The organism is Caenimonas koreensis DSM 17982, assembly GCF_009646335.1.
Classification (GTDB): domain Bacteria; phylum Pseudomonadota; class Gammaproteobacteria; order Burkholderiales; family Burkholderiaceae_C; genus Ramlibacter; species Ramlibacter koreensis.
On the sequence record NZ_WJBU01000002.1, the window covers coordinates 85,333 to 106,191 of the forward strand.

Annotated in this window: 11 protein-coding genes; 8 read left to right on the top strand and 3 right to left on the bottom strand. The window is 61.9% G+C overall.

The window, feature by feature from the left end; translation table 11 throughout:
* Position 1 precedes the first annotated feature (1 nt).
* Complete coding sequence (locus GHT07_RS02335; RefSeq protein ID WP_153583458.1) at positions 2–547, bottom strand: hypothetical protein; 546 nt, start codon at positions 545–547, stop codon at positions 2–4.
* A 17-nt stretch (positions 548–564) separates the two neighbouring features.
* Between GHT07_RS02335 and xdhC the strand changes: the two genes are divergently transcribed.
* Together xdhC and GHT07_RS02345 are read left to right on the top strand one after the other, a co-directional pair.
* A complete protein-coding gene (xdhC, locus tag GHT07_RS02340) occupies positions 565–1,356 on the top strand; it encodes a xanthine dehydrogenase accessory protein XdhC (RefSeq protein WP_153583684.1) in 792 nt (263 codons plus the stop codon).
* Between the two features lie 37 nt (positions 1,357–1,393).
* Positions 1,394–2,596 carry a urate hydroxylase PuuD gene (locus GHT07_RS02345; protein WP_153583459.1) on the top strand — a complete coding sequence of 401 codons (1,203 nt, stop codon included), beginning with the start codon at positions 1,394–1,396 and terminating at the stop codon, positions 2,594–2,596.
* Between the two features lie 2 nt (positions 2,597–2,598).
* Here the strand turns inward: GHT07_RS02345 and GHT07_RS02350 are convergent, their stop codons facing one another.
* Positions 2,599–2,799, bottom strand: a complete 201-nt coding sequence (locus GHT07_RS02350) for a putative periplasmic lipoprotein (protein ID WP_153583460.1) — start codon at positions 2,797–2,799, stop codon at positions 2,599–2,601.
* Between the two features lie 471 nt (positions 2,800–3,270).
* On the opposite strand from GHT07_RS02350, the gene GHT07_RS02355 reads away from it, so the two are divergent.
* The 4 genes from GHT07_RS02355 (at position 3,271) to GHT07_RS02370 (ending at position 16,994) form a co-directional block, all read left to right on the top strand.
* A complete protein-coding gene (locus GHT07_RS02355) occupies positions 3,271–14,085 on the top strand; it encodes a LysM peptidoglycan-binding domain-containing protein (protein WP_153583461.1) in 10,815 nt (3,604 codons plus the stop codon).
* Entirely contained in the window at positions 14,060–14,503 is a 444-nt protein-coding gene (locus GHT07_RS02360) for a hypothetical protein (RefSeq protein WP_153583462.1), read from the top strand. The genes GHT07_RS02355 and GHT07_RS02360 overlap by 26 nt, the downstream gene beginning before the upstream one ends.
* A 69-nt stretch (positions 14,504–14,572) precedes the next feature.
* Positions 14,573–16,705, top strand: a complete 2,133-nt coding sequence (locus GHT07_RS02365) for a LysM peptidoglycan-binding domain-containing protein (RefSeq protein WP_153583463.1) — start codon at positions 14,573–14,575, stop codon at positions 16,703–16,705.
* 1 nt (position 16,706) lies between these two features.
* On the top strand, positions 16,707–16,994 hold the full coding sequence (locus tag GHT07_RS02370) for a hypothetical protein (RefSeq protein WP_153583464.1): 288 nt from the start codon (positions 16,707–16,709) through the stop codon (positions 16,992–16,994).
* 40 nt (positions 16,995–17,034) lie between these two features.
* On the opposite strand, the gene GHT07_RS21685 is transcribed toward GHT07_RS02370, so the two are convergent.
* Positions 17,035–17,193, bottom strand: coding sequence for a hypothetical protein (locus GHT07_RS21685; protein WP_194792793.1), 159 nt, complete (start codon positions 17,191–17,193; stop codon positions 17,035–17,037).
* Between the two features lie 63 nt (positions 17,194–17,256).
* Here GHT07_RS21685 and GHT07_RS02375 point away from each other — a divergent pair, with 63 nt between their 5' ends.
* Positions 17,257–19,284 carry a LysM peptidoglycan-binding domain-containing protein gene (locus GHT07_RS02375; protein WP_194792794.1) on the top strand — a complete coding sequence of 676 codons (2,028 nt, stop codon included), beginning with the start codon at positions 17,257–17,259 and terminating at the stop codon, positions 19,282–19,284.
* 491 nt (positions 19,285–19,775) lie between these two features.
* Complete coding sequence (locus tag GHT07_RS02380) at positions 19,776–20,843, top strand: tartrate dehydrogenase (protein WP_153583466.1); 1,068 nt, start codon at positions 19,776–19,778, stop codon at positions 20,841–20,843.
* Positions 20,844–20,859: the final 16 nt, after the last annotated feature.

The window sequence follows — 20,859 nt, forward strand, 5'->3', positions numbered from 1 at the left end:
GTCAGTCCTGGCCCTCGGTCAGCGTGTCGAGCTGGAAGCGGCCGCTCTTGTGCCACAGCCACGTGTCGGTGTAGACCACGCGGCCCATGCGCGCGGGCACAGGGAAGGGCGCTGCGGCACGAACCGTGCGCTCGATCTCCTTCACGACCTCAGGCGCGTGGTTGGGCGCACGCATCCAGTTCACTTTTTCGACGTCGCCGTTGCGCCCCACTTCCACTTGCAGCACGCCAATGGCATAGAGCAGTGGCGGCATGCGGCCCTTGTAGATGCGGTCTTTGTTCAGCGCGTACAGGTGGGCGGCGGCGTCAGCGCGATAGGCCTTGGGGTTGGGTGCCTGCGAAGGGCGCGCGGTGTGGCTGGCCACGAAGTCCGGCGTGTTGGGCGGCTCGCCGGCAGCAGCGTCAATTGCGGCTTGAGCAGGTGCCGCCGTGGGTGTGTCGGCTTTTTGTGCGGGCAGCGGCGTGGAGCTGCAGGCGGCCAGAAGCGCTGCGATGGCCGTGCTGATCGCGCCGAACGTGGCCAGCCGGTGTGCGGTTTGAGTTTTCATCCAATGTCTCCGTGGTTATGAATCTTGTCACACCCGCCGGGGCTGCTTCACAGTGTGTGCTGGTAACAGTCTCTGCAGCGCAAGGCTCGGTTCCGCGTGAGCCCGGTGCCTGGATGCTGGTGTTCGACCAGGCGATTGAGGGGACAGTGGGCGGCGGCCACCTTGAACTGCAGGCGATCGCCGCGGCGCGACAAATGCTGCACGGCGAGACAGCTGTTACCAGCGCGTTGCGCTTCACGCTCGGCGCGAGCCTGGGCCAGTGTTGCGGCGGCGTGGTCGAACTGGCGCTGCAGCGGCTGTCTGCGGCGCAACTTGACTCGATGCGCGGGCAGCTGTTTCCACCGGGTGTGCCAGTGGCACTATTCGGCGGCGGCCATGTCGGCACGGCCATCGTGCAGGCGCTGGCGCCGCTGCCGTTCGATGTGCGCTGGATCGACAGCCGCGACGGGATATTTCCGGCGCTGCTGCCGCAAGGCGTGCAGTGCGAACACTCCGACCCGGTCCACGCGGCAGTCGATGACCTGGCGGCGGGCTCGATGGTGCTTGTCATGAGTTTCAGCCATGCCGAAGACCTGGATGTTGTCGCGGCGTGCTTGCAGCGGCTGCGCAAGCGCGATGACTTGCCCTTCATCGGCCTGATTGGCAGCAAGACAAAGTGGGCGACGTTTCGCCACCGGCTCGAAGCGCGCGGTTTCACGCACAATGAGCTGGCGCGTATCACCAGCCCGATTGGCATCGACGGTATTCGTGGCAAGCAGCCTGCCGTCATTGCAGCGAGCGTGGCGGCGCAGTTGTTGCTTCGGCTGTAGCCCTGCAACCGCGACACGCGTTACAACGAGGGAACCGATGGAAAGCTACCTGCTCGACTGGGCCAACCTGCTTTTGCGCTGGGCGCATGTGATCACGGCCATTGCGTGGGCGGGCTCGTCGTTCTACTTCGTGTTCCTGGATTCGAGCCTCACGCCGCCCGTCGATGAAGACCTGAAGAAGCAGGGCGTCGATGGCGAGCTGTGGGCCGTGCACGGCGGCGGCTTCTATCACCCCGTGAAGTTCAATGTGCGGCCGCCCAGGCTGCCGGAGCATCTGCACTGGTTCTACTGGGAGAGCTACACGACGTGGCTGACAGGCTTTGCGCTGTTCACGATTTCGTATTTGTGGAGCGCGGGCACCTACCTGATCGACAAGAGCCTGATGGACTGGTCGCCCGCTGCTGCGATCACAGCGGCCCTCGCATTCCTGGCTGTGTTCTGGCTGCTGTATGACGGCATCTGCCGCGTGTTCGGCCAGCGGCCGGGCGGCGACAAGATCGTCGGTGCGCTCGTGTTTGTGCTGGTGTGCATCGCGTCGTGGCTGGCTTGCCACCTGTTTGCAGGGCGCGCGGCCTTTTTGCTCGTCGGCGCCATGATTGCCACGGCGATGAGCGCGAACGTGTTTTTCTGGATCATCCCCGGGCAGAAAAAAGTGGTCGCGTCGATCAAGGCGAATGAGCCGGTGGACCCGATCCATGGCAAGCGCGGCAAGCAGCGCAGCGTGCACAACACGTACTTCACGCTGCCGGTGATTTTTGCGATGCTGTCGAACCACTACAGCTTCACGTGGAGCCACCCGCAGAACTGGCTGGTGCTGATCCTGATGATGTTTGCGGGTGCGGCGATCCGCCAGTTCTTCGTGATGCGGCACGGCTGGAAGCTCGGGCGTAACGCCAACCCCGTCAAGTACGCGCTGGTGGGCGTTGCGGTGATTGTGGGGGTTGCCGTATGGCTGGCACCTGCCAAGGTGACCACTTCGGGCGCAGCGGCGCCCACGCCTGCAACCTACGCGGATGTGCAAAAGGTGCTGGAGCAGCGGTGCTACCAGTGCCACGGCGCGCAGCTGCAGATGAAGAACATGCGAGTGGATTCACCCGCGCTCGCCAAGCAGCACGCCAGCGCCATCTACCAGATGGCTGTAGTCACGAAGGTCATGCCCATCAACAACGCGACCGGCATCACGGATGCGGAGCGCGCGTTGATCGGGCGATGGTTCGAGGCGGGCGCACCAGCGCCCTGAGCTCAGTTCTTCTTGGTGTCGGCAGGTGTGGCGGCCTGTGCAGAAGGCGCGCATTCGCTCTTGCGAACGAGGTTGCTGCCCGTGGGCGCGTCAGTGCGACGGCATGCGATGGCGTCTTGTTGCTCAACAGGGGATTTAGCGGAATGCGTGGCGCAAGCGGCCAGCAACATCGTGACGCCAAGAATGCAAAAAAGCTTTTTCATTTGAACTGCAACTGCTTGTGGCAACTGCCTTGAAGTGAATGGGTGAGCGCGGATTTTATGAAAATTGCGCTGTATCACTATTGGAGTAACGGGGGGTTCGGCGGCACACACATGGCAGTGCGAGCGGCTGGCTCGAATGGAGCAGTCGCAAGGCCGGCAACGAGCCGAGCATGCCCCGTGCGGGGCGCCTTTGTGACAACGCGCAGTTGGTCCTGAAGGCTGCCCCGTCGTTTTTCACCTGGAAGTATTGACTGCGACAGGCGCATTGCTCCAAGCCAGTAAACGCATTACACGAAAGTGAGCGCACGCTGGCACGAGGCCGGCTTTGCGTTCAGGCTGCTCTTGCGACCACTCTCAAAAAATATTTTCAAATATTTTTGCCAAACCGCTAAACGGATCGCCTTGCGTGTCTATGTATTAGTTGAGGGGACGTTGATTTCCCCGAAGAACAACTGATAGGAAGCACACTGCATGGTCGCGATTGTTTCGGGCAACAGCCTGGGTTTGTCACTTACTTCATTGGCGACGCTGGGCCAGCAAGGCAGCGTTGGCTCGTCAGGCGCTGGGCGCAGCGGCGAGCAGGTTTTTGTTAACGCGAGCAACGGGAATCTGGTGCTGCGCGATCAGGACGACTACGTTGCCGCGTATGGGCTGGATGTGTCGGCGGTACGCACGTACAACAGCGCTGGGAAGATCGTAGGTGGGGTGCAGGACAGCTGGGCAGTAGGCGTCTCCCGCCAGAAGGTGACCGTGCCCGCGACGTGGGGCACGGGCACGATCACGCGTACGGACTTTGATGGCGCGGAGGCGACCTATATCTGGGGCGGGCTCAATGGCTCCAGTCCGTACTACGAGACGACTGCGGGCGCAGGCGCTAACGACACCATCACGCGCGATGCTGGTACGGGTCAGTACATCTGGACGGATGGCGCTACGGGCGCCTTGGAGCGGTACGACGCGAGCGGGCGCCTTGTGAGCACGGAAGACATCCAAGGCAATCGCATCGTTCACACGTACAACGCGCAAGGACGCCTGGCGAGTTCGGTCGGCGCGAATGGTGAGACGGTGTCGTACCTGTATTCGGCCGCGGGCGACCTCACCGACATCACAACATCCGTGCCGGCAGGCACAGTCACCAAGCGCGTGCACTACGACTGGGATGCGAGCCACCGCATGACGCGGGTCACGGTGGACCTGACGCCTGCTGATGGCAGCACTGCAGATGGGGTGTCGTACTGGACGACCTACAGCTACGTGGGCACCAGCAACCGCATCGAGACGATTGCGCAGAAGGACAACTCCTCGCTCAAGTTCGCCTACGACGCGCAGCAGCGGGTGGTGAGCATCACCGATGCGCTGAGCCGCGTGACGACGCTGACTTACGACGCAACAGGCCTGAAGACTCGGGTGCTAACCGCTGGCGGCGTCGCAAGCGACCTGCTCTACAACGCAGCCGGGCGTTTGAGCGAGATTGATGTAGCCGGGCAGCTGGAACACGCCTTCTCGTACATCAATGTTGATGACGTGACGAGCGTGACCGACGGCGCAGGCCAGACCACCACATTCAGCTACGACACGCGAGGCAACCAGCAGTCGCAGCGCGACGCAGCGGGCAACACCATCGAGCGCACGTACAACGCGAACAACACGCTCAAGACAGAGACCGTGTATCACGTGGCCGCGAGCACGCAAGGCCCGGTGACACCAGCAGCCGCACCAGCCACCACCAACTACATCTACAACGCGAGCAAACCCGCCGAGCTGCGCTTCGTCGTCTCTGCGCAGGGTCGAGTGACTGAATACCAGACGGTGAAGATGCCGGGCGCTGTGGGCAGCGTCGGGCCGACGACGATCCTGGTTTACGACCAGGCGACATATACAGGCGCGCTCACCGAGACGGCACTGGCCACGTGGGCATTGACCCAGCCCGCCGAGGGCATCATGCGCACCGACCTGAGCTATGACGCGCGGGGGCAGCTGGAGTCGAAGACGACATATCTGAGTGTGGACGCGACACGTTTGGGCGTGGTTGCGGGCAAGACGACTACAAGCTACACGTACACGACTCAGGGCTTGGTGTGGACCACCACACAGCCGGGCGCGACTGGCTCCACATCAGGCGTGACCACGAACGTGTACGACGGCCTGGGCCGCTTGTTGCAGGTGACGAACGCGTTGGGCGAAATCACGCTCACGAGCTACGACGACGCGCTGATGCAAACCAAGGTGAAGCTGGCGAACAACCAGACGAGCATCAGCACCACAGATCGCGCAGGCAATGTGCTGAGTGTTTACAACACGAACGCAGCATTGGCGAACCTGGGCACGACGCAGTACGCGTATGACAAGGACGACCGCCTCGTCATGACGACTGATGCGACAGGTGTTCGCACGTTCAAGGTCTATGACGCGCAGGGCCGACTGGCGGGTGACGTAGATGGTGATGGCACGCTCGTGGAATACATGTACGACGCGGCGGACCGACTCTCACGCACGGTGAAATACACAACGGCGGTGGTGCAAAGCAAGCTGGTCGACGCAGCAGGCAATGCCCTCGCTCCCGTGATCGACACGATCCGCCCAACCGCCTTGGCGCTCACAGACCAAAGCACGTGGCGCGCCTATGACGCAGCCGGGCGCCTCAGCAAAACCGTCAGCGCCGAGGGTTCAGTCGTTGAGTTCACGTACGACGGTGCGTCGCTACTCATGGCGACCAAGGAATACGCCACGCGTCTGACAGCCACTCAGATGGCGGCGCTGGGTAACAAACCTTTGCCCTCTGCCATCGCGCCCACGCCAGACGCAGCGAGCGACCGCGTCTCGCGCAACTTCTACGACGCCGACAATTTACTCATTGGCACGCTCGACGCGATGGGCTACGTCACGCAGATGACCTACGACGCGGCGGGCCAGCTGGTGCAGAAGCGCCGCTCGTACAACCTGACTCCAACTGCGCAGCGAGCCACAGGCACGCTCGCTGCGCTGGTGACCGGTGCAGGCGCCAGCGCCCAAGACGAAACCACGACGTACTTGCGCGACGGCAAGGGCCAGCTCATCGCACAGGTGGATGCGGCCAAGAATTACACCGAATACGGCTACGACCTTGCAGGCCGCCAAACCTCGACCACGCGCTACGCCAAGAAGGTCACCACGGCGTTCACCTGGTCATCCAAGCTGAGCGACATCAAGCCAGCCGCCACTGCCGGCCAGGACCTGACCACCAGCCTGAGCTACGACGCGCTGGGCCGCTGCACGCAAGAACTCGATGCGAGCGGCACCAAGACCACGCACACCTACAACACGCTGGGCCTGCTCACGCAAACAAAAACCTCGGTAAACCTGGCGAATGAACGCGTAGCCGTCACGCTGACCTATGACGACCTGGGTCGCCTCATATCGGAAACCACCGCAGACAACCGCACCCTCACCCACGCCTACGACCTCGCGGGCCGGCGCATCAGCACCACTAATGGCCCGGGCAACAAAACCCTGTTCTTCTATGACGCCGAGAGCCGCCTGATCTACACCGTGGACGCCACCGGCGGCGTGAGCGAGACGGACTACGACACGCTAGACAACAAGCTCGCCGAAATCCGCTACACCCAGAAGAAACTCACCGCCACCACACTCAGCTCGCTCACCGGCGGCCTGATCACTGCAGCCAACGCGGCAACCCTCGTCAGCAGCGTTCAGACTGCAGGCCAGGACGCGCGCATTGACTACAAGTATTTGCGCGATGGCCATATCTCCTCGATCAAGGACGCCAACGGCAACACGACGTATTACTACTACGACGCGTTCGGTGCGTCGCTGGGCTGCGTCGATGGTGCAGGCAACGTGCAGTACAGCGTGTACGACGCCAATGGGCGGGTGGTGCAAACCACGCGCCTCGCCAAAGCCATCTCGGGCGTCACCGCAGCAACGACGCTCGCAGAAGTGAGCCAGCGCATCGCCGCCGTGATCGGCGATGCGGGTGACCAGACGATCTACCGCGTCTATGACATGGATGGGCGACTTACCGCAACGGTGAACGGCCTGAACGAAGTCGAGCGCTTCTGGTATGACGGCAACGGCAACGTGATCGAGCACCGAGCCTATGTGAATCGGGTGGCTGCGGGCTGGACGCCAACTAACCTCGTCACGACTGACCACATCGACGACCGCCGCACGCGCACGATGTACGACAGCTTCAACCGCGCGATCTACACGGTCGATGGTGCGGGCTCAGTCACCACGTACCAGTACGACCTGGACGGCAACGTCACACAGCAGCGCGTGTTCGCCAAGGCCATTGACCCGGCGACCTTCAACGGAACAACGCAAGTCATCCCCGGCGCAGCGGCGACGACGCCAGACACGATCACCACCTACACCTACGACTCAGACAACCGCCTGATCTGGAGCGTGGACGGGGCAGGTGGCGTGACGCGCCGGTACTACGACAAGGACGGCAACGTCACGCAGCTGGTGCAATTCGCCACTGCAGTGACGCCGGGCACGAGCGTGGCATTGGCAGCGGGAATCATCACGTATGCGAGCACCGGCAAAGACCGCATCACCAACTACACGTACGACGCGGCGGGCCGCCAGATCTACGCCGTTGATTCACTCGGCACGATCACCGGCACGGTGTACGACAAGGCGGGCAACATCACGGCGAGCATCCAGTACGCCAAGCTTGGCGCAGCACCCGCCCCGGGCGTGCCGCGGGCGCAGGGCACTCCTGCTGAAGACGGCAACGACCGCATCACGCGCATGGCGTACGACGCAGCGAACCGGCTCGTGTTCACCGTGGACGCGACCGGCGCAGTCGCAGAGCGCAGTTATGACGGCGCGGGCAATGTGAAGAGCATCACGCAGTACGCGAACGTGATCGACGCTGCGAAGTTCAATGCGTTGAGCAAGACGGCCACGTGCGACGAGATCAACGCGGCGCTGGTGAAAACATCAACGGCGAACCGCGTGCAGGCGCAAACGTTCGACAAGGCGAACCGGATCGCCACGACAACGGATGGTGTGGGCCACATCACCACATACAGCTATGACGGCCTGAACCGCTCGACTGCCATCACGGACAGCGGCGCTGGCATCACCTCGCGCACCACGACGTACACCTACGACGGCGCGGGCCGCACAAGTTCGGTCACAGACGCGCTCGGCCAAACCGAGCGCTACACCTACGACGGCGTAGGCAACAAACTCACGTTCCAGAACAAGCGAAATGCCATCTGGACGTACGAGTATGACGCTGCGGGTCGCATGACAGACGAGTACACGCCCAGCGTGGACGTCACCAGCGTTACGAGCGGCCTCGTGATGACGACGGCTGCACGCGTGATCCGCACCACCAACACCTACGACGCTGCAGGCAACCTGCTCTCGCGCACAGAAGCCGTGGGCCGGCCCGAGCAGCGCACGACGAGCTACGAATACGACGCGCTGGGCAGGCAGATTCGCACACGCTTCCCCTCGGTTGCCGTGTACGTTGCGGAGACCGACTCCGCGATCGCGACGAACGGTCAGGGCAACGCAGCAACGCGAACCGATGCAGCCGTCGCAGGCGGCATCTACACCGAGACCACTTACGACGCATTGGGCAACGCCATCCGCAACCGCGATGTGGGTGGTGCGCTCAGCTACAAGGTGTATGACCAGCTTGGGCGAGTGACGTACGACGTCGACGCGATGCGCTACGTGACCGGTTACACGCTCGATGTGTTCGGCGGCACAACGACCCTCACGCGCTATGCCAACGCGATGACGCTCACGGGCACAGAGACGTCGCTTAACACTGCGGACATGACCAGCGCCAAGCTCGTCAAAGACAGCGCCGCAGATCGCGTGCTGCTCACAACCTACGACCGCGTGGGCCGTGTGGACACGGTGACAGAGCCCACTGTCGATGTGTACGACCCGGAAGCCACTGGTACTGCGCAGTACTACCAGGCAGGCGCACTCACCGACAACTTCTACAACGCCTTCGGCGAGCTGATCCAGGTTGCGCGCTTCAAGAGCGCAGGCACGGCGAGCACAGCCGCCTACAACCAGTTCAACTATTACGACAACGCAGGCCGGCTGACGGCCACAGTGGACGCTGCGAACTACCTCACCACCACCACCTACGACGTGCTGGGCAACGTGACGCAAACCACGGAGTACGCGAAAGCGCTGACGGGCACGATCACTGCAGCGACCAAGCCCGCAGTACCGACGTCGAGCACGACTGACCGCACCACGACATTCGAATACGACAGCCTCAACCGCAAGAAGACAGAAACCCGCCTGAACGTCGAAGTGACGGACCAGGACACGTTCGTGACCAGCAGCACGAGCGTGATCACGCGCTACGGCTACGACGCGACAGGCAACGTCGTCACGACAGAAACTGCAGACGGCATCACTGGCAACTACTACGACTTGCTGGGCCGCATCACGGCAGTCACCAAGCCCGTGCGAGCGGGCGAAACATCCGGCACGATCACCCCGCTCACCGTGTACAAGCGCGACATATACGGCAACGCCGTCGTGCAGATCGACTACGCTGCAGGTACCGCAGCCGTAGGCGCGACGACGGCGGACCCGAATGACCGCACGAGCTACTCCTTCTTCGACATCGACGGCCATGCGACACGTACCGTCGATGCGAACGGAGCCGACCGCTACGCGTCTTACGACGTGTACGGCCGCGTCGTCAAACAGTGGCAAACCCTCGTCACCGGCACAGCCAACGCCACCATCTTCCACGCGTTCAAATACGACGCCCTGGGCCGCCTCACACGAGACATCACGCCCACCAACAACAGCGCAGACAGTGCAGTCGTCAGCACAGACATCAAGTACAACGCCTTCGGCGACATGATCACCAAGGGTGTCAACGGTGTCACCAGCGAGTACTACGACTACGACAAGGCAGGCCGCCTATGGCGCACGAATGCTGAAAACGGCGTCGCCACCATCTACCTCTACGACCGCCTGGGCAACCGCACCGCGCAGATTCAAAGCTCGGGCGCTGCGTACAACGACGCGGACCTCAGGGCAGCAGGCGTCACCGCAGCCGGCGCAGCCGCCGATACGTCACTGCGCCGCACCAAGACCCGCTACGACGCGCTGGGCCGTGTCACGCAGCAGGCGCGCATCGCGCCTGGCAGCGTGACCGCTACCGTCAATCAAACCTACGACCGCTGGGGCAACGTGCTGAGCATCACCGACGCACGTAACGCCCTGTGGGTCACCCGCTACGAGTACAACGCGAATAGTCAACTCACGCGCCAGTACGTGCCCAATGACGAAGGCGCTGCGCAACTGTCGAGCGTTGTGTACTACGACAAGATGGGCCGACAAGTCGGCGTGCGCGAGTACATCAATGCCACGGCAAGCAACCTCAACCGCATGCGCTACGACACGCAGGGCAACCTGGTTGAAGAGCGCCATGCCGATGGAGGCATCGTCGCCAACAGCTTCAACGTGTTCGGCGAGCGAACCACCAACATCGACGCTGAAGGCAACAAGACCACCTACACGTACAACAAGGCGAGCCTGCAGACATCGACCACGCATTGGGGCAAGGCACTCGGCGGCGGTGCGTACTCCGGCTTCGCCATCTACACCGCGAGCCACAACGCAGCCGGTGACACCGTCACCCTCACCCAGACAACAGGCAACATCACCGAATCCACCGGCTGGGACCTTGCAGGCCGCATGACCAGCCAGACCAACGGCGCGGGCAACGTCACGCGCTACACCTACGACCTGCGCGGCAACGTCACCAGCGTCACGCTGCCCACCGGCACCAAACAATCCACCTCCACCTACGACAGCCGAGACCGCAAGACCAGCGACACCGATGCGCTGGGCAGCATCACCAAGTGGAGCTACGACTACTTCGGCCATGTGCTCAGCCACACCGACATCGGCGAAGCGCGATACGAGTACAAGTACGACAACGCCATGCAGATGAAGTCGCAGACCAACACACGCGGCCAGAGCCTGCTGTACGGATACGACGGCGCGGGCCAGATGACGCAGATCGTCGATACGGTCAATGGCATGCAGACCACCGACTACACGTATGACCTCTCAGGCCACAAGCTGAGCGAACACGTCGCCGTAACGCAAAACGGCTCGCGCATCACCGTGCAAGACAACCACATGAGCTACGACAGCCTGGGGAGATTGCGCTGGATGGCCGACGACCACATCCAGGCGCGCATGGACTACGACCTGGTGGGCAACCGCACGAGCGTGACAACACACGTGGTGAACAAGGTGGGTATGACCGATGAGGTCACCGACACCGCGCGCTACTACCAGTACGACGCGATGAACCGCATGACGGTGGTTGACGGCAACGATGCCACTGGTTTGATTCTGCCGTCGCAGGGCCATGAGATCACCTACGACAAGAACGGCAACCGCCTGACGGACCGCACGGGCGGCAAGCAGATCACGAAGATCGTCACCAGCCATAAGGCAAATGGCGAGGATCTGTACGGCTACATCGCCGGCAACGGCATCGCCACCGAAAAATATACCTACGACGGCTTAAACCGCCTGGCCACCATCAGCCGCGACGACGGCGAACTGATCAACGACCCTGGCACCACCTGGCTGCTGATCGACCAGCGCCAGTACGACGCCGCCAGCCGCGTCACGCGCACGGGAGGCCTGGGCGATCTACCCAAGGACTACCTCAAGGTTCTGTATGGCAAGGATGCCAACGAGAACCCGCTGGGCGGCAACGGCTCGCAGCAACGCGAGAGTTCATATAACGCCAACGGCCAGTTGATCGTGCAGGAAGTGACCGGCTACAACAACACCGCCGGATACAGCACGTTCAACAACGCAATCGACGCGGCGGGCAACATCACGCAGTACAAGGTCAAGACGGGCAGCGTGACGAACACGTACGACACGACGCTCGTCAAACTCGAAGGCTACAAAGAGGCAAGCGTCAAAGGTACGAGCACGTACCTCGAACCCGGCTCCACCACCAGCACCTACGACACGAACGGCTACCTGAAGTCAGTCGATTCGACGCTCGATGCAGACGACCGCACCTTCATCAACGATGTGCGCGGCCAAGTGCTCGCCACACAGCAAGGCACGCGCTTGCTGCGCGAATTCATCGTGAATGGAGAAGTGCTTGCGCAATACGGCCAGGGTGTTGACCGCATCACCGCGCGAGACAAAGACGGCAACCCGATCTTTAACGACAACATCGCGGACTTCCAGCTAGGGTACAAGTCCATCACGCCGAGCTACCCGAATGCATCACCGGGCACATACACAGTGCAGACGGGCGACACGCTTCGCTCCATCGCGCAAAGCGCCTACGGCGACAGCAAGCGCTGGTACCAGATCGCCGAGGCCAACGGCATCAGCAGCGATGCGCAGCTGCGCGTAGGCGTGTCGCTGAACCTGCCGAACCTGGTGGGCACGAGCCACAACGATGCAGGCACCTTCGCGCTGTACGACCCGAGCAAGATCGTGGGCGATACGTCGCCGTACCTCGCACTGCCGCCGCAGCCGAGTGACAACTTCTTCGGGCAGGTGTTGATGATGGCGGTGGCACTCTATGTAGCGCTGTACCTCGGGCCGGAAATCTTCAATGCAATCGGCGCTGAGACCACATACACCGCCGGTACGCTGGAAGGCAGCACCATGACGCTGACGAGCACGACCACTGGGTTGAATGCGACGGCAGCACACATTGTGTCTGGCGCGGTGGCTGCCGCAGGCGGCTCGCTTGCAGGTCAGGTTGTAGGCATCGCGACAGGCGCGCAGCATGGATTCAACTTCAAGCAGGCGGCGTTGAGCGCGCTGAGCGGTGGCGTGAGCGGAGGCCTTGCAGATGTTGATTTCACTGGCAGCAATCTGAGCAGCCTGAGCAACACGATCGTGCGCGCTGGCGTGGCGAGTGCACTAACGCAAGGTGTAGGAATTGCGACCGGTCTGCAGCGCTCGTTCAACTGGAATTCAGTCACTGCATCGGCGGTGGGTGCGGGCGTCGGCGCCGCAGTAGGCCGCGAGCTTGGCGATGGCTTTGGAGGCCGATTAGCTACGGGGTTGATCGCGGGTACGGCCACAGCAGTGATGCGCGGTGGGCGAATCAGCGCGCAGCAGATTGCGGTTGACGCGTTTGGCAACGCGGTGGGTTCGTCCATCGCGGAGGCGAACTGGGGCAGCGCTGCGCAGGGCATCGGTCCGGACTCGACCAAGGACTACCGCAACAGCTTCGACATCGAGAGCGACAACGCCCGCTACGACCGTGTGATGCAGCACGCGCTTCGGCGTGGTGGTCCTGGCTTCAACGATTCGGCGACAGATGCTGAAGTGTTGGCGGCAGCTATGCGAGACGCCGGTTACGAGGGTGACATAGTTCCGACTGCCGGGCCTGCTCGCCCATCGGCGCTAAAGCCGGTGCCGGCCGTGACTGCCAAAGGTGCAGCGTTGCCGCCAGTTACGAACCTGTACGCGCCAGCGGAAGGCTTCTTCGAGAGCCGCTATCGGATGGCCGTGCAAGGGATGACGGACCCTAACGCGGGCCTGCTAGACGTGGGGATGAATCTGCTGTTGGGTGCCGGCGTCTCTCCCTTCGCGGCGCTGGAGGGAGGGGCTACAGGCCTCTACAACGCAGTGAACAGTTCGTGGCGTGCAGGTCAGAACTTAGCGCGCGCTGACCTTAGTGACGACCCGGACCTTGCCGCCAATTCGAGGCTTGAGGCCATTGCCGATTTGGCTGGAGCGGCGCTAGGCCTCGGTGGACCAACAACTTTGCTGCAGCAGCGTCTTTCGCTGGGAAACCCACCGCGTCGTACCGGCTTCGTAGCAGATGACATGTTGGCGCTACCCGATGGACTCGCCTATCGTTCTGACTTGCCGCAACACATGGTGGGGCCAGATGGCTTTACCAAGGCTGGTCAGCTGTCGGGTACGCACAATCTCAACAATGCGACGGCAGCTCTCGACGCAAAGGGCGCTACCTATTCGTTGAATCCGACTGGTACTCAGGGAATATCGGAGCTGCGATACAGCTACGTCAACCCCGCAAGTGGCAAGGTGGTCACTGGGTCGAAGACGGTCTATGACCCTGCAATCATTTCAGACAAGGCGATGATTGATTACTCGCTGAAAGCTGGTCAGTCTGGCTGGTCACAGTACATGGCAAACTCGACGAAGGTCCCGCCGGTCTATGACGTGCGCCAAGGAGGTGTGACCTTCCGCGTGTACATCAACGTCGACAAGCAAGGGAATCCCTTCGTTGGCAACGTTCATCCCATCAAGTGAAGAGGGAAATATGAATTACTTTGAGGCGGCTTTCGGCGACTTCGCTCCGCATCGCGATGAGGATGCAGCAATCAAATTTGTGTTGAACGTCATCATGCTGGACAACAGGCTTGACGAGCTTGCGGAACTTATCGTTGCCGGAAATAGCTTAGGTGCCATTGAGGGTGAGCCAGGCTGGACGCTTGAGCGTCGTGATGAACAGGACGAAGGCAAAGCCTGCTATGGTCGCTGGCCCAGCGGCGCTCGATTTCGAGCCTACGTAGACCCGCAGGGATATGAGCTCGCTCACCCTGAGTTCTTCATGGCAAGAGATGTCATTGCTCGCTATCTGTCGCAGGCAATGGATGCATATGCTGCAGCCGACGTGGCAGGCGAGCATGCTTCCGCATTGGGGAGGGTGCGAGCGGCGCTCTCCTAATGCGCCTCCGCGGCTGTCGAAGACTTCTACCGAGGGCCGTCTGAATTTTTGTGTTCAAGGCGCTGAGACTTGTCCGCGGCGGCGGGGGTCGCTTGCGACGAACGCACGACGCGGTGGGCAATCCAGCTGGGGTACCGATCGATCACGCCGAGCTACCCGAATGCATCGCCGGGCACGTACACAGTGCAGACGGGCGACACACTGCGAAGCATCGCGCAGAGCGCGTACGGCGACAGCAAGCGCTGGTACCAGATCGCCGAGGCCAACGGCATCAGCAGCGATGCGCAGCTGCGCGTAGGCGTGTCGCTGAACCTGCCGAACCTGGTGGGCACGAGCCACAACGATGCGGGTACCTTTGCGCTGTACGACCCGAGCAAGATCGTGGGCGATACGTCGCCGTACCTCGCACTGCCGCCGCAGCCGAGTGACAACTTCTTCGGGCAGGTGTTGATGATGGCGGTGGCGATCCTGGTGTCTGTGTACACGGCAGGTGCGGTGGGGCAACTGCTGAGCGTGGCTGCGCCAACAACGGCAGGCGGTGCAGCAGCGGGCACGCTTGCAGCCACGATGGAGGTGGGTGGCGCCGTGTTCGCGGGCACTGCTACGGGCACCGGTGCCAGCGTGGTTGCTGCAGGTGCCATTGGTGCAGCAGCAGGCTCGGTTGCGAGCCAGCTGGTTGGCATGGCAGCAGGTTTACAGAACAAGCTTGACTGGAAGGGCGTGGCGCTCGCAGCCATCGGCGGCGGTGTGGGCGCAGCGCTGCCACCTGGCCCGACCATGACCACAGCAGTGCTGCGCGCAGTGGAGACGAGCGCGCTGACGCAAGGAATCGCCGTGGTGACGGGGTTGCAAAAGAGCTTTAACTGGAAGGGCGTTGCGGCCAGTGCTGCGGGTGCCGCAGTCGGCAAGCTGGCGAGCGACTCATTCAAGTCGGCAGCGGATACGTTTGGCGCGCGGCTGATGAGTGGGATGGCGGCTGGCGCGACGGCTGCTGTGTTCAGGGGTGGGAAGGTTAGCGTGCAGCAGGTCGCCGTAGACGGCTTTGGCAATGCGTTGGGGAGTAGTGTGGTTGATGAGGCGAGCGCACCTTCGATAAGCGATGCGCAGCGCGCTATCAAAGCGTTTGAGCTCAGTGACTCGGTGTACGCGGGTGCGGATACGACGCCGCACTTGACGGATGCGCAAAAGCGAGCGTTTGCGGCGGGAGCCGGCCCTCTGTCGGTCGAGGCTGCGCAGCGGTGGGATGCCCTCGGTGACGACGGCGTCGGCCCGGCTGCTGGCGGAAAGCAACTTCCGGCGTCGAAGGAGCAGGCTGCAGCCAGCGCGGCGATACGTGCTCGCATGGCCAAGACTGCATCGGACTTCTGGATTGGCACCGGGCAGTTCGCACCGACCGCTGGAGACAACCAGTCGCTGTGGAGCGCTGCCAAGGATACGGCCCGCGTGCCGTGGAACCTCCTGATGGACGGGGCCGAGCTCGCGCAGATGGCCAGCCCGTTGAGTGGCATGGCGCAAAGGGCCTATCGCGCCATGGGCATCAATGTGCCCAGTCCGTTGGACCTGCGGGCGACCTACGACACGCCAGCGTTCGGCCTGACCATGGAGGTGCTCGCGCCGATGGTGCCTGCGGGCCTGTTGATGCGCGCGCCGCGCACACTGGGTGGCGCAGCATTCGTCGATGGCATGTTCGTGCACGAGCTCACGCCGTTGACGAATCTGGAGCTGTATGGTCAAGCGATCTCGCGCTCGCCGGAGGAAGCATTGCAGCTGTTGCAGCGCGTGGGGCATGACGCTGAGACGTTGGCGCAGTACAGGATTGTGAAGCTGTCGGATGAGGCATATACGAGACGTGCTCGCGATCTTCGCTTTGAATTTGATGCCACTTATGGAAACGTATCAGACAGGGTGACTTCTGTTTCGTTCCAGAAGGACATTGCTAGCCGTATGGCAGACGGCTCGACAAAGATTCCGATCTACGTTCGCAGAGACGTCTTTGAGAGTGACGAGGCGATCGTGCAAATTCTGTCGCATGAGATTCACGAGACGCAAGGCCTGAAGTACTTGCCTTCGCCGATGTCGACGAGCGACTACAGAAGCTTGGTACGTAACGATCGCCCGGGTAACCTTCACTGGGAAGCTGTTCAAGAAGGCGACTGGTGGCTGCAACAGTTCCGCAATATGCTCGGCAATGGAAGGAAGTGACATGACAACACCGCAAAGCGAAATCGATGTGCTTCGCAGAGAGTTCTTGGAGAGTACAGATGCAGACCTCTTCAAGTTCGACCTAGCATTTGGTGTGGCGCGCAACATCGTCGAGTACGAAGATCCTGATCTGCTCGGGCAGTTCCCTTCGTGGGTAGGCGATATGGTTCACGACATATGCGATTCATATCGCCAGCACAGCCACTACGGGATCATCTCGAACCTTGGAGAGGCGGACCACAGCGAGATGGTGGGCAAGCTGGTGAAGCTGCTGGACGGCCGGGCGTAGCGCTGTAAGAAGAGAAAACACCCTGCCAACTCCTCTGCCGTCAAGGGCTGGAGAAGTGCTCGCCACGCAACAGGGCACGCGCCTGCTGCGCGAATTCATCGTCAATGGTGAAGTGCTCGCGCAATACGGCCAGGGTGTTGACCGCGTGACCGCGCGAGACAAAGACGGCAACCCGATCTTCAACGACAACATCGCGCACTTCCAGCTCGGGTACCGGTCCATCACACCGAGCTACCCGAATGCATCACCGGGCGCGTACACAGTGCAGACGGGCGACACGCTGCGGAGCATCGCGCAAAGCGCCTACGGCGACAGCAAGCGCTGGTACCAGATCGCCGAGGCCAACGGCATCGCAAGCGATGCGCAGCTGCGCGTAGGCGTGTCGCTGAACCTGCCGAACCTGGTGGGCACGAGCCACAACGATGCGGGCACCTTCGCGCTGTACGACCCGAGCAAGATCGTGGGCGATACATCGCCCTACCTCGCACTGCCGCCACAGCCGAGCGACAACTTCTTCGGGCAGGTGTTGATGATGGCGGTGGCGATCGTTGCCGCCATGTATCTCGGGCCAAAAGTGCTGTCTGCGGTCCAGACATTGATCGGCAAGACCGTGGCTGCAACGGTCATCGCTGGTGCTGCCACAGGCGCGGCTGCGAACGTAGCGTCGCAAGTGGTGGGCATCGCCACCGGCGTGCAGGACAAATTCAACTGGAAGAACGTAGGCGCAAGCTTGATTTCGGGCGGTGTGGGCGCCGGGATCAACGGCATCACCGGGCTGGACGGCGGCAACGTCGGCAAGACGGTCGACCTGGGCGATTCGATCTTCAACAACGTGATCGGCAAGGCGGTGCTGGCCAGCGGCATCACGCAGGGCGTGAATGTGGTGATGGGGCTGCAAAGCTCGTTCAACTGGAAGGCAGTGGCGGGGAGCGCAGCGGGTGCAGAGGTGGGTGACTTGGTGGGTGAGTCGTTCCAGGGCAACGCTGGTACGTTTGGCGCGCGGCTGATGACTGGGATGGCGGCTGGCGCGACGGCTGCTGCGTTCAGGGGTGGAAGGGTGAGCGTGCAGCAGGTGGCGGTTGATGCGTTTGGCCAAGTGCTGAGCGGAAGCTTGGCATATGGCATAAGCACCTCCGAAGAATCCACCCCGACAACAGGCGACTTCGCGCGCTTGGACGGTGCCGACTATCGCAGCACGGCGTACGAGCTTCCAAATGCTGGAGGCGGGTTGCGACTCGGCCGGATGGGCTACGGTTTGCAGGTTACCGCGGGCGTCATCAATGCAATGGACGAGGGCATTGTTGATGCGCGTGGGCAAAGAATGCTGGTCGCATTGCGAGACGCTGAGATCGATGCGGTGGCAGCGGCAAGTAGTGCGTTACCCCGTCAAGGTGGGCCTCAGACAGCCTGGAGTGGCGGTGCGGGTGCCGGACGTGGATTCGTGAATCCCGCCGATGCATCTACCTATGGTGCGTACCCGTTTGCCGGACGCTCGACCATCACGGACCCAAGCGCCTACGGGGCTCGCCTTTCCAGTCTTGATGCTGGTAGAGCGTCCGTCGGAATCGAGAAAGAGCTTCAATCCTTGATGCGCAGTCAGCCTGATTCGCTGCAGGGATGGGCGGCGCGTGGAAATGCATTGGCTGATCTAACAACAAGGTATCGAAACACCATGCAGTCGGCAGGCCTGCAACCCGATCCGGTCTTGCTCACGACCATGGGATTCCAGAGATCAATTGCTAGGTACCAGTTGGATGGCGACGTATCCGAACTGGTGGGGAGCGCTGTTGCTTCTGGCGTTATTCTGGGAATGGAGACTGGATCGTCGGGAGGCGGGATACGGGCTGACGCGTCAAGACAAGTCGCTGCCTCGGCGGGCGCTGCTAGCGCGAACGTGGCCGGACGTCTAAAGTATTTGGGCAATGAAACTTGGGAATCGCCGTTAGGGCTGCAATACGGCCCCGATGCGCAGTATGGCAATCGAATCGCGCACGTGTTACGTCATGCCGGCGATCAACCCTTGCGTGTAGGTGAGCATGGCGTATTCGATGCTGGCCGGAGTGGGATAGTAGGCGTCGTTGATGAAGCATGGGCTATCGCACAAAAGGGCGGGGCTGGCGTTGTGGTCAGCAACGTCGGCAACAAAGCCATTTACACAGTTGATATGGGCCGTCGAATCGGATGGGTTGGTGGTCAAGGCGGCGCGGCCCTCGGAAATCCTGCAGTCAATAATGTTCAACTTGTGATCCGTAATGGCAATCAGGTAATCACTGGTTTCCCAATTCGCTGAGGCTATATGTTCTTCGTTCAAGATAGTTGTCCCGTATGCCGAGCTGGTGTCTTGGGTATCCGTCGCTGCGCCGACGGCCATAACCTTGTGGTGATGTGCGATGAGTGCGAAACGGTGTGGGCATCACCGAGCCAGATATCCGCATCAAATGCGCTTGATGCCGAACCGCCAGCATTTGCAGTTCAAGAACTTAACGTTGCTATCGCGGGCGGTTCTGCCGGCTGGGCTGTAGGTGGAGAAGTTGCGGCAAAAGGGTGGGCACAGTATGTGAAAGGTGACCAACCCGACGTTTAGGGATTCCCTGACCAAGCCCACCAATGACGCCTTCGCGCGTTGCTCTTGCATGCAGATGTCATGTGTTTGTCATCCCAGGTCTTTTCGTCGCACTGAGTCTTGGCTGTGGCAACTGCCGACGCGAAGGCAAAACCGGTGACTCTTCCATGACCCGCCCCCAATGACATACAGTGTCCTTCTCCCAAAGAAGGACACCGATGAAGACCTATCGCATTGCCTGCATTCCCGGCGACGGTATCGGCAAGGAAGTGGTGCCGGCCGGGCGTGAGGTGCTGGATGTCATCGCAAAGGCTTCGCGCAGCTTTGCGTTTGACTTCACCTCGTTCGGCTGGGGCGGCGACTGGTATCGCGAACACGGCGAGATGATGCCCGCCGACGGGCTCAACGCGCTGCGTGACATGGACGCGATCCTGTTCGGCTCGGCGGGCGATCCGCACATTCCCGACCACATCACGCTCTGGGGCCTGCGCCTGAAAATCTGCCAGGGGTTCGACCAATACGCCAATGTGCGGCCGACGCGCATCCTGCCCGGCATCGACGCGCCGCTCAAACGCTGCACTCCGGCCGATCTTGACTGGGTCATCGTGCGCGAGAACTCCGAGGGCGAATATTCCGGCATCGGCGGGCGCGCGCACGCGGGCCACCCGATCGAGGTGGCGACGGACGTGAGCATGATGACGCGGGCCGGTGTCGAACGCATCATGCGGTTTGCTTTTCGGCTCGCGCAATCGCGGCCACGCAAATTGCTCACCGTTGTTACCAAATCGAACGCGCAGCGTCACGCGATGGTCATGTGGGACGAAACGGCCGTGCGCATTGCGCAGGAATTCCCGGATGTGAAGTGGGACAAGGAGCTTGTCGATGCGTGCACGGCGCGCATGGTGAACCGGCCTGCTTCCCTCGATACGCTGGTGGCCACCAACCTGCACGCCGACATCCTGAGCGACCTGGCCGCCGCGCTCGCGGGCAGCCTGGGCATCGCGCCCACCGGCAACATCGACCCCGAGCGGCGCTACCCCTCGATGTTCGAGCCCATCCATGGCTCGGCGTTCGACATCATGGGTAAGGGTCTCGCAAACCCCATTGGCACGTTCTGGAGCTGCGTCATGATGCTGGAGCACCTGGGCGAGAGCGAGGCAGCGCGCAAGCTGATGGCGGCCATCGAGGCCGTCACGGCCGACGCGCAACTGCACACGCGCGACCTGGGCGGCACCGCACGCACGACTGACGTGACGCAGGCCGTTTGCGCGCGGCTTGCTGGTTGAGTAGCTGATCACATTC

Excerpts from the sequence above, each read along its gene's own strand:
- GHT07_RS02335 (WP_153583458.1), bottom strand. The coding sequence starts at position 547 with ATGAAAACTCAAACCGCACACCGGCTGGCCACGTTCGGCGCGATCAGC.
- GHT07_RS02350 (WP_153583460.1), bottom strand. The coding sequence starts at position 2,799 with ATGAAAAAGCTTTTTTGCATTCTTGGCGTCACGATGTTGCTGGCCGCT.
- GHT07_RS02355 (WP_153583461.1), top strand. The coding sequence starts at position 3,271 with ATGGTCGCGATTGTTTCGGGCAACAGCCTGGGTTTGTCACTTACTTCA.
- xdhC (WP_153583684.1), top strand. The coding sequence starts at position 565 with ATGAATCTTGTCACACCCGCCGGGGCTGCTTCACAGTGTGTGCTGGTA.
- GHT07_RS02380 (WP_153583466.1), top strand. The coding sequence starts at position 19,776 with ATGAAGACCTATCGCATTGCCTGCATTCCCGGCGACGGTATCGGCAAG.
- GHT07_RS02370 (WP_153583464.1), top strand. The coding sequence starts at position 16,707 with ATGACAACACCGCAAAGCGAAATCGATGTGCTTCGCAGAGAGTTCTTG.
- GHT07_RS02345 (WP_153583459.1), top strand. The coding sequence starts at position 1,394 with ATGGAAAGCTACCTGCTCGACTGGGCCAACCTGCTTTTGCGCTGGGCG.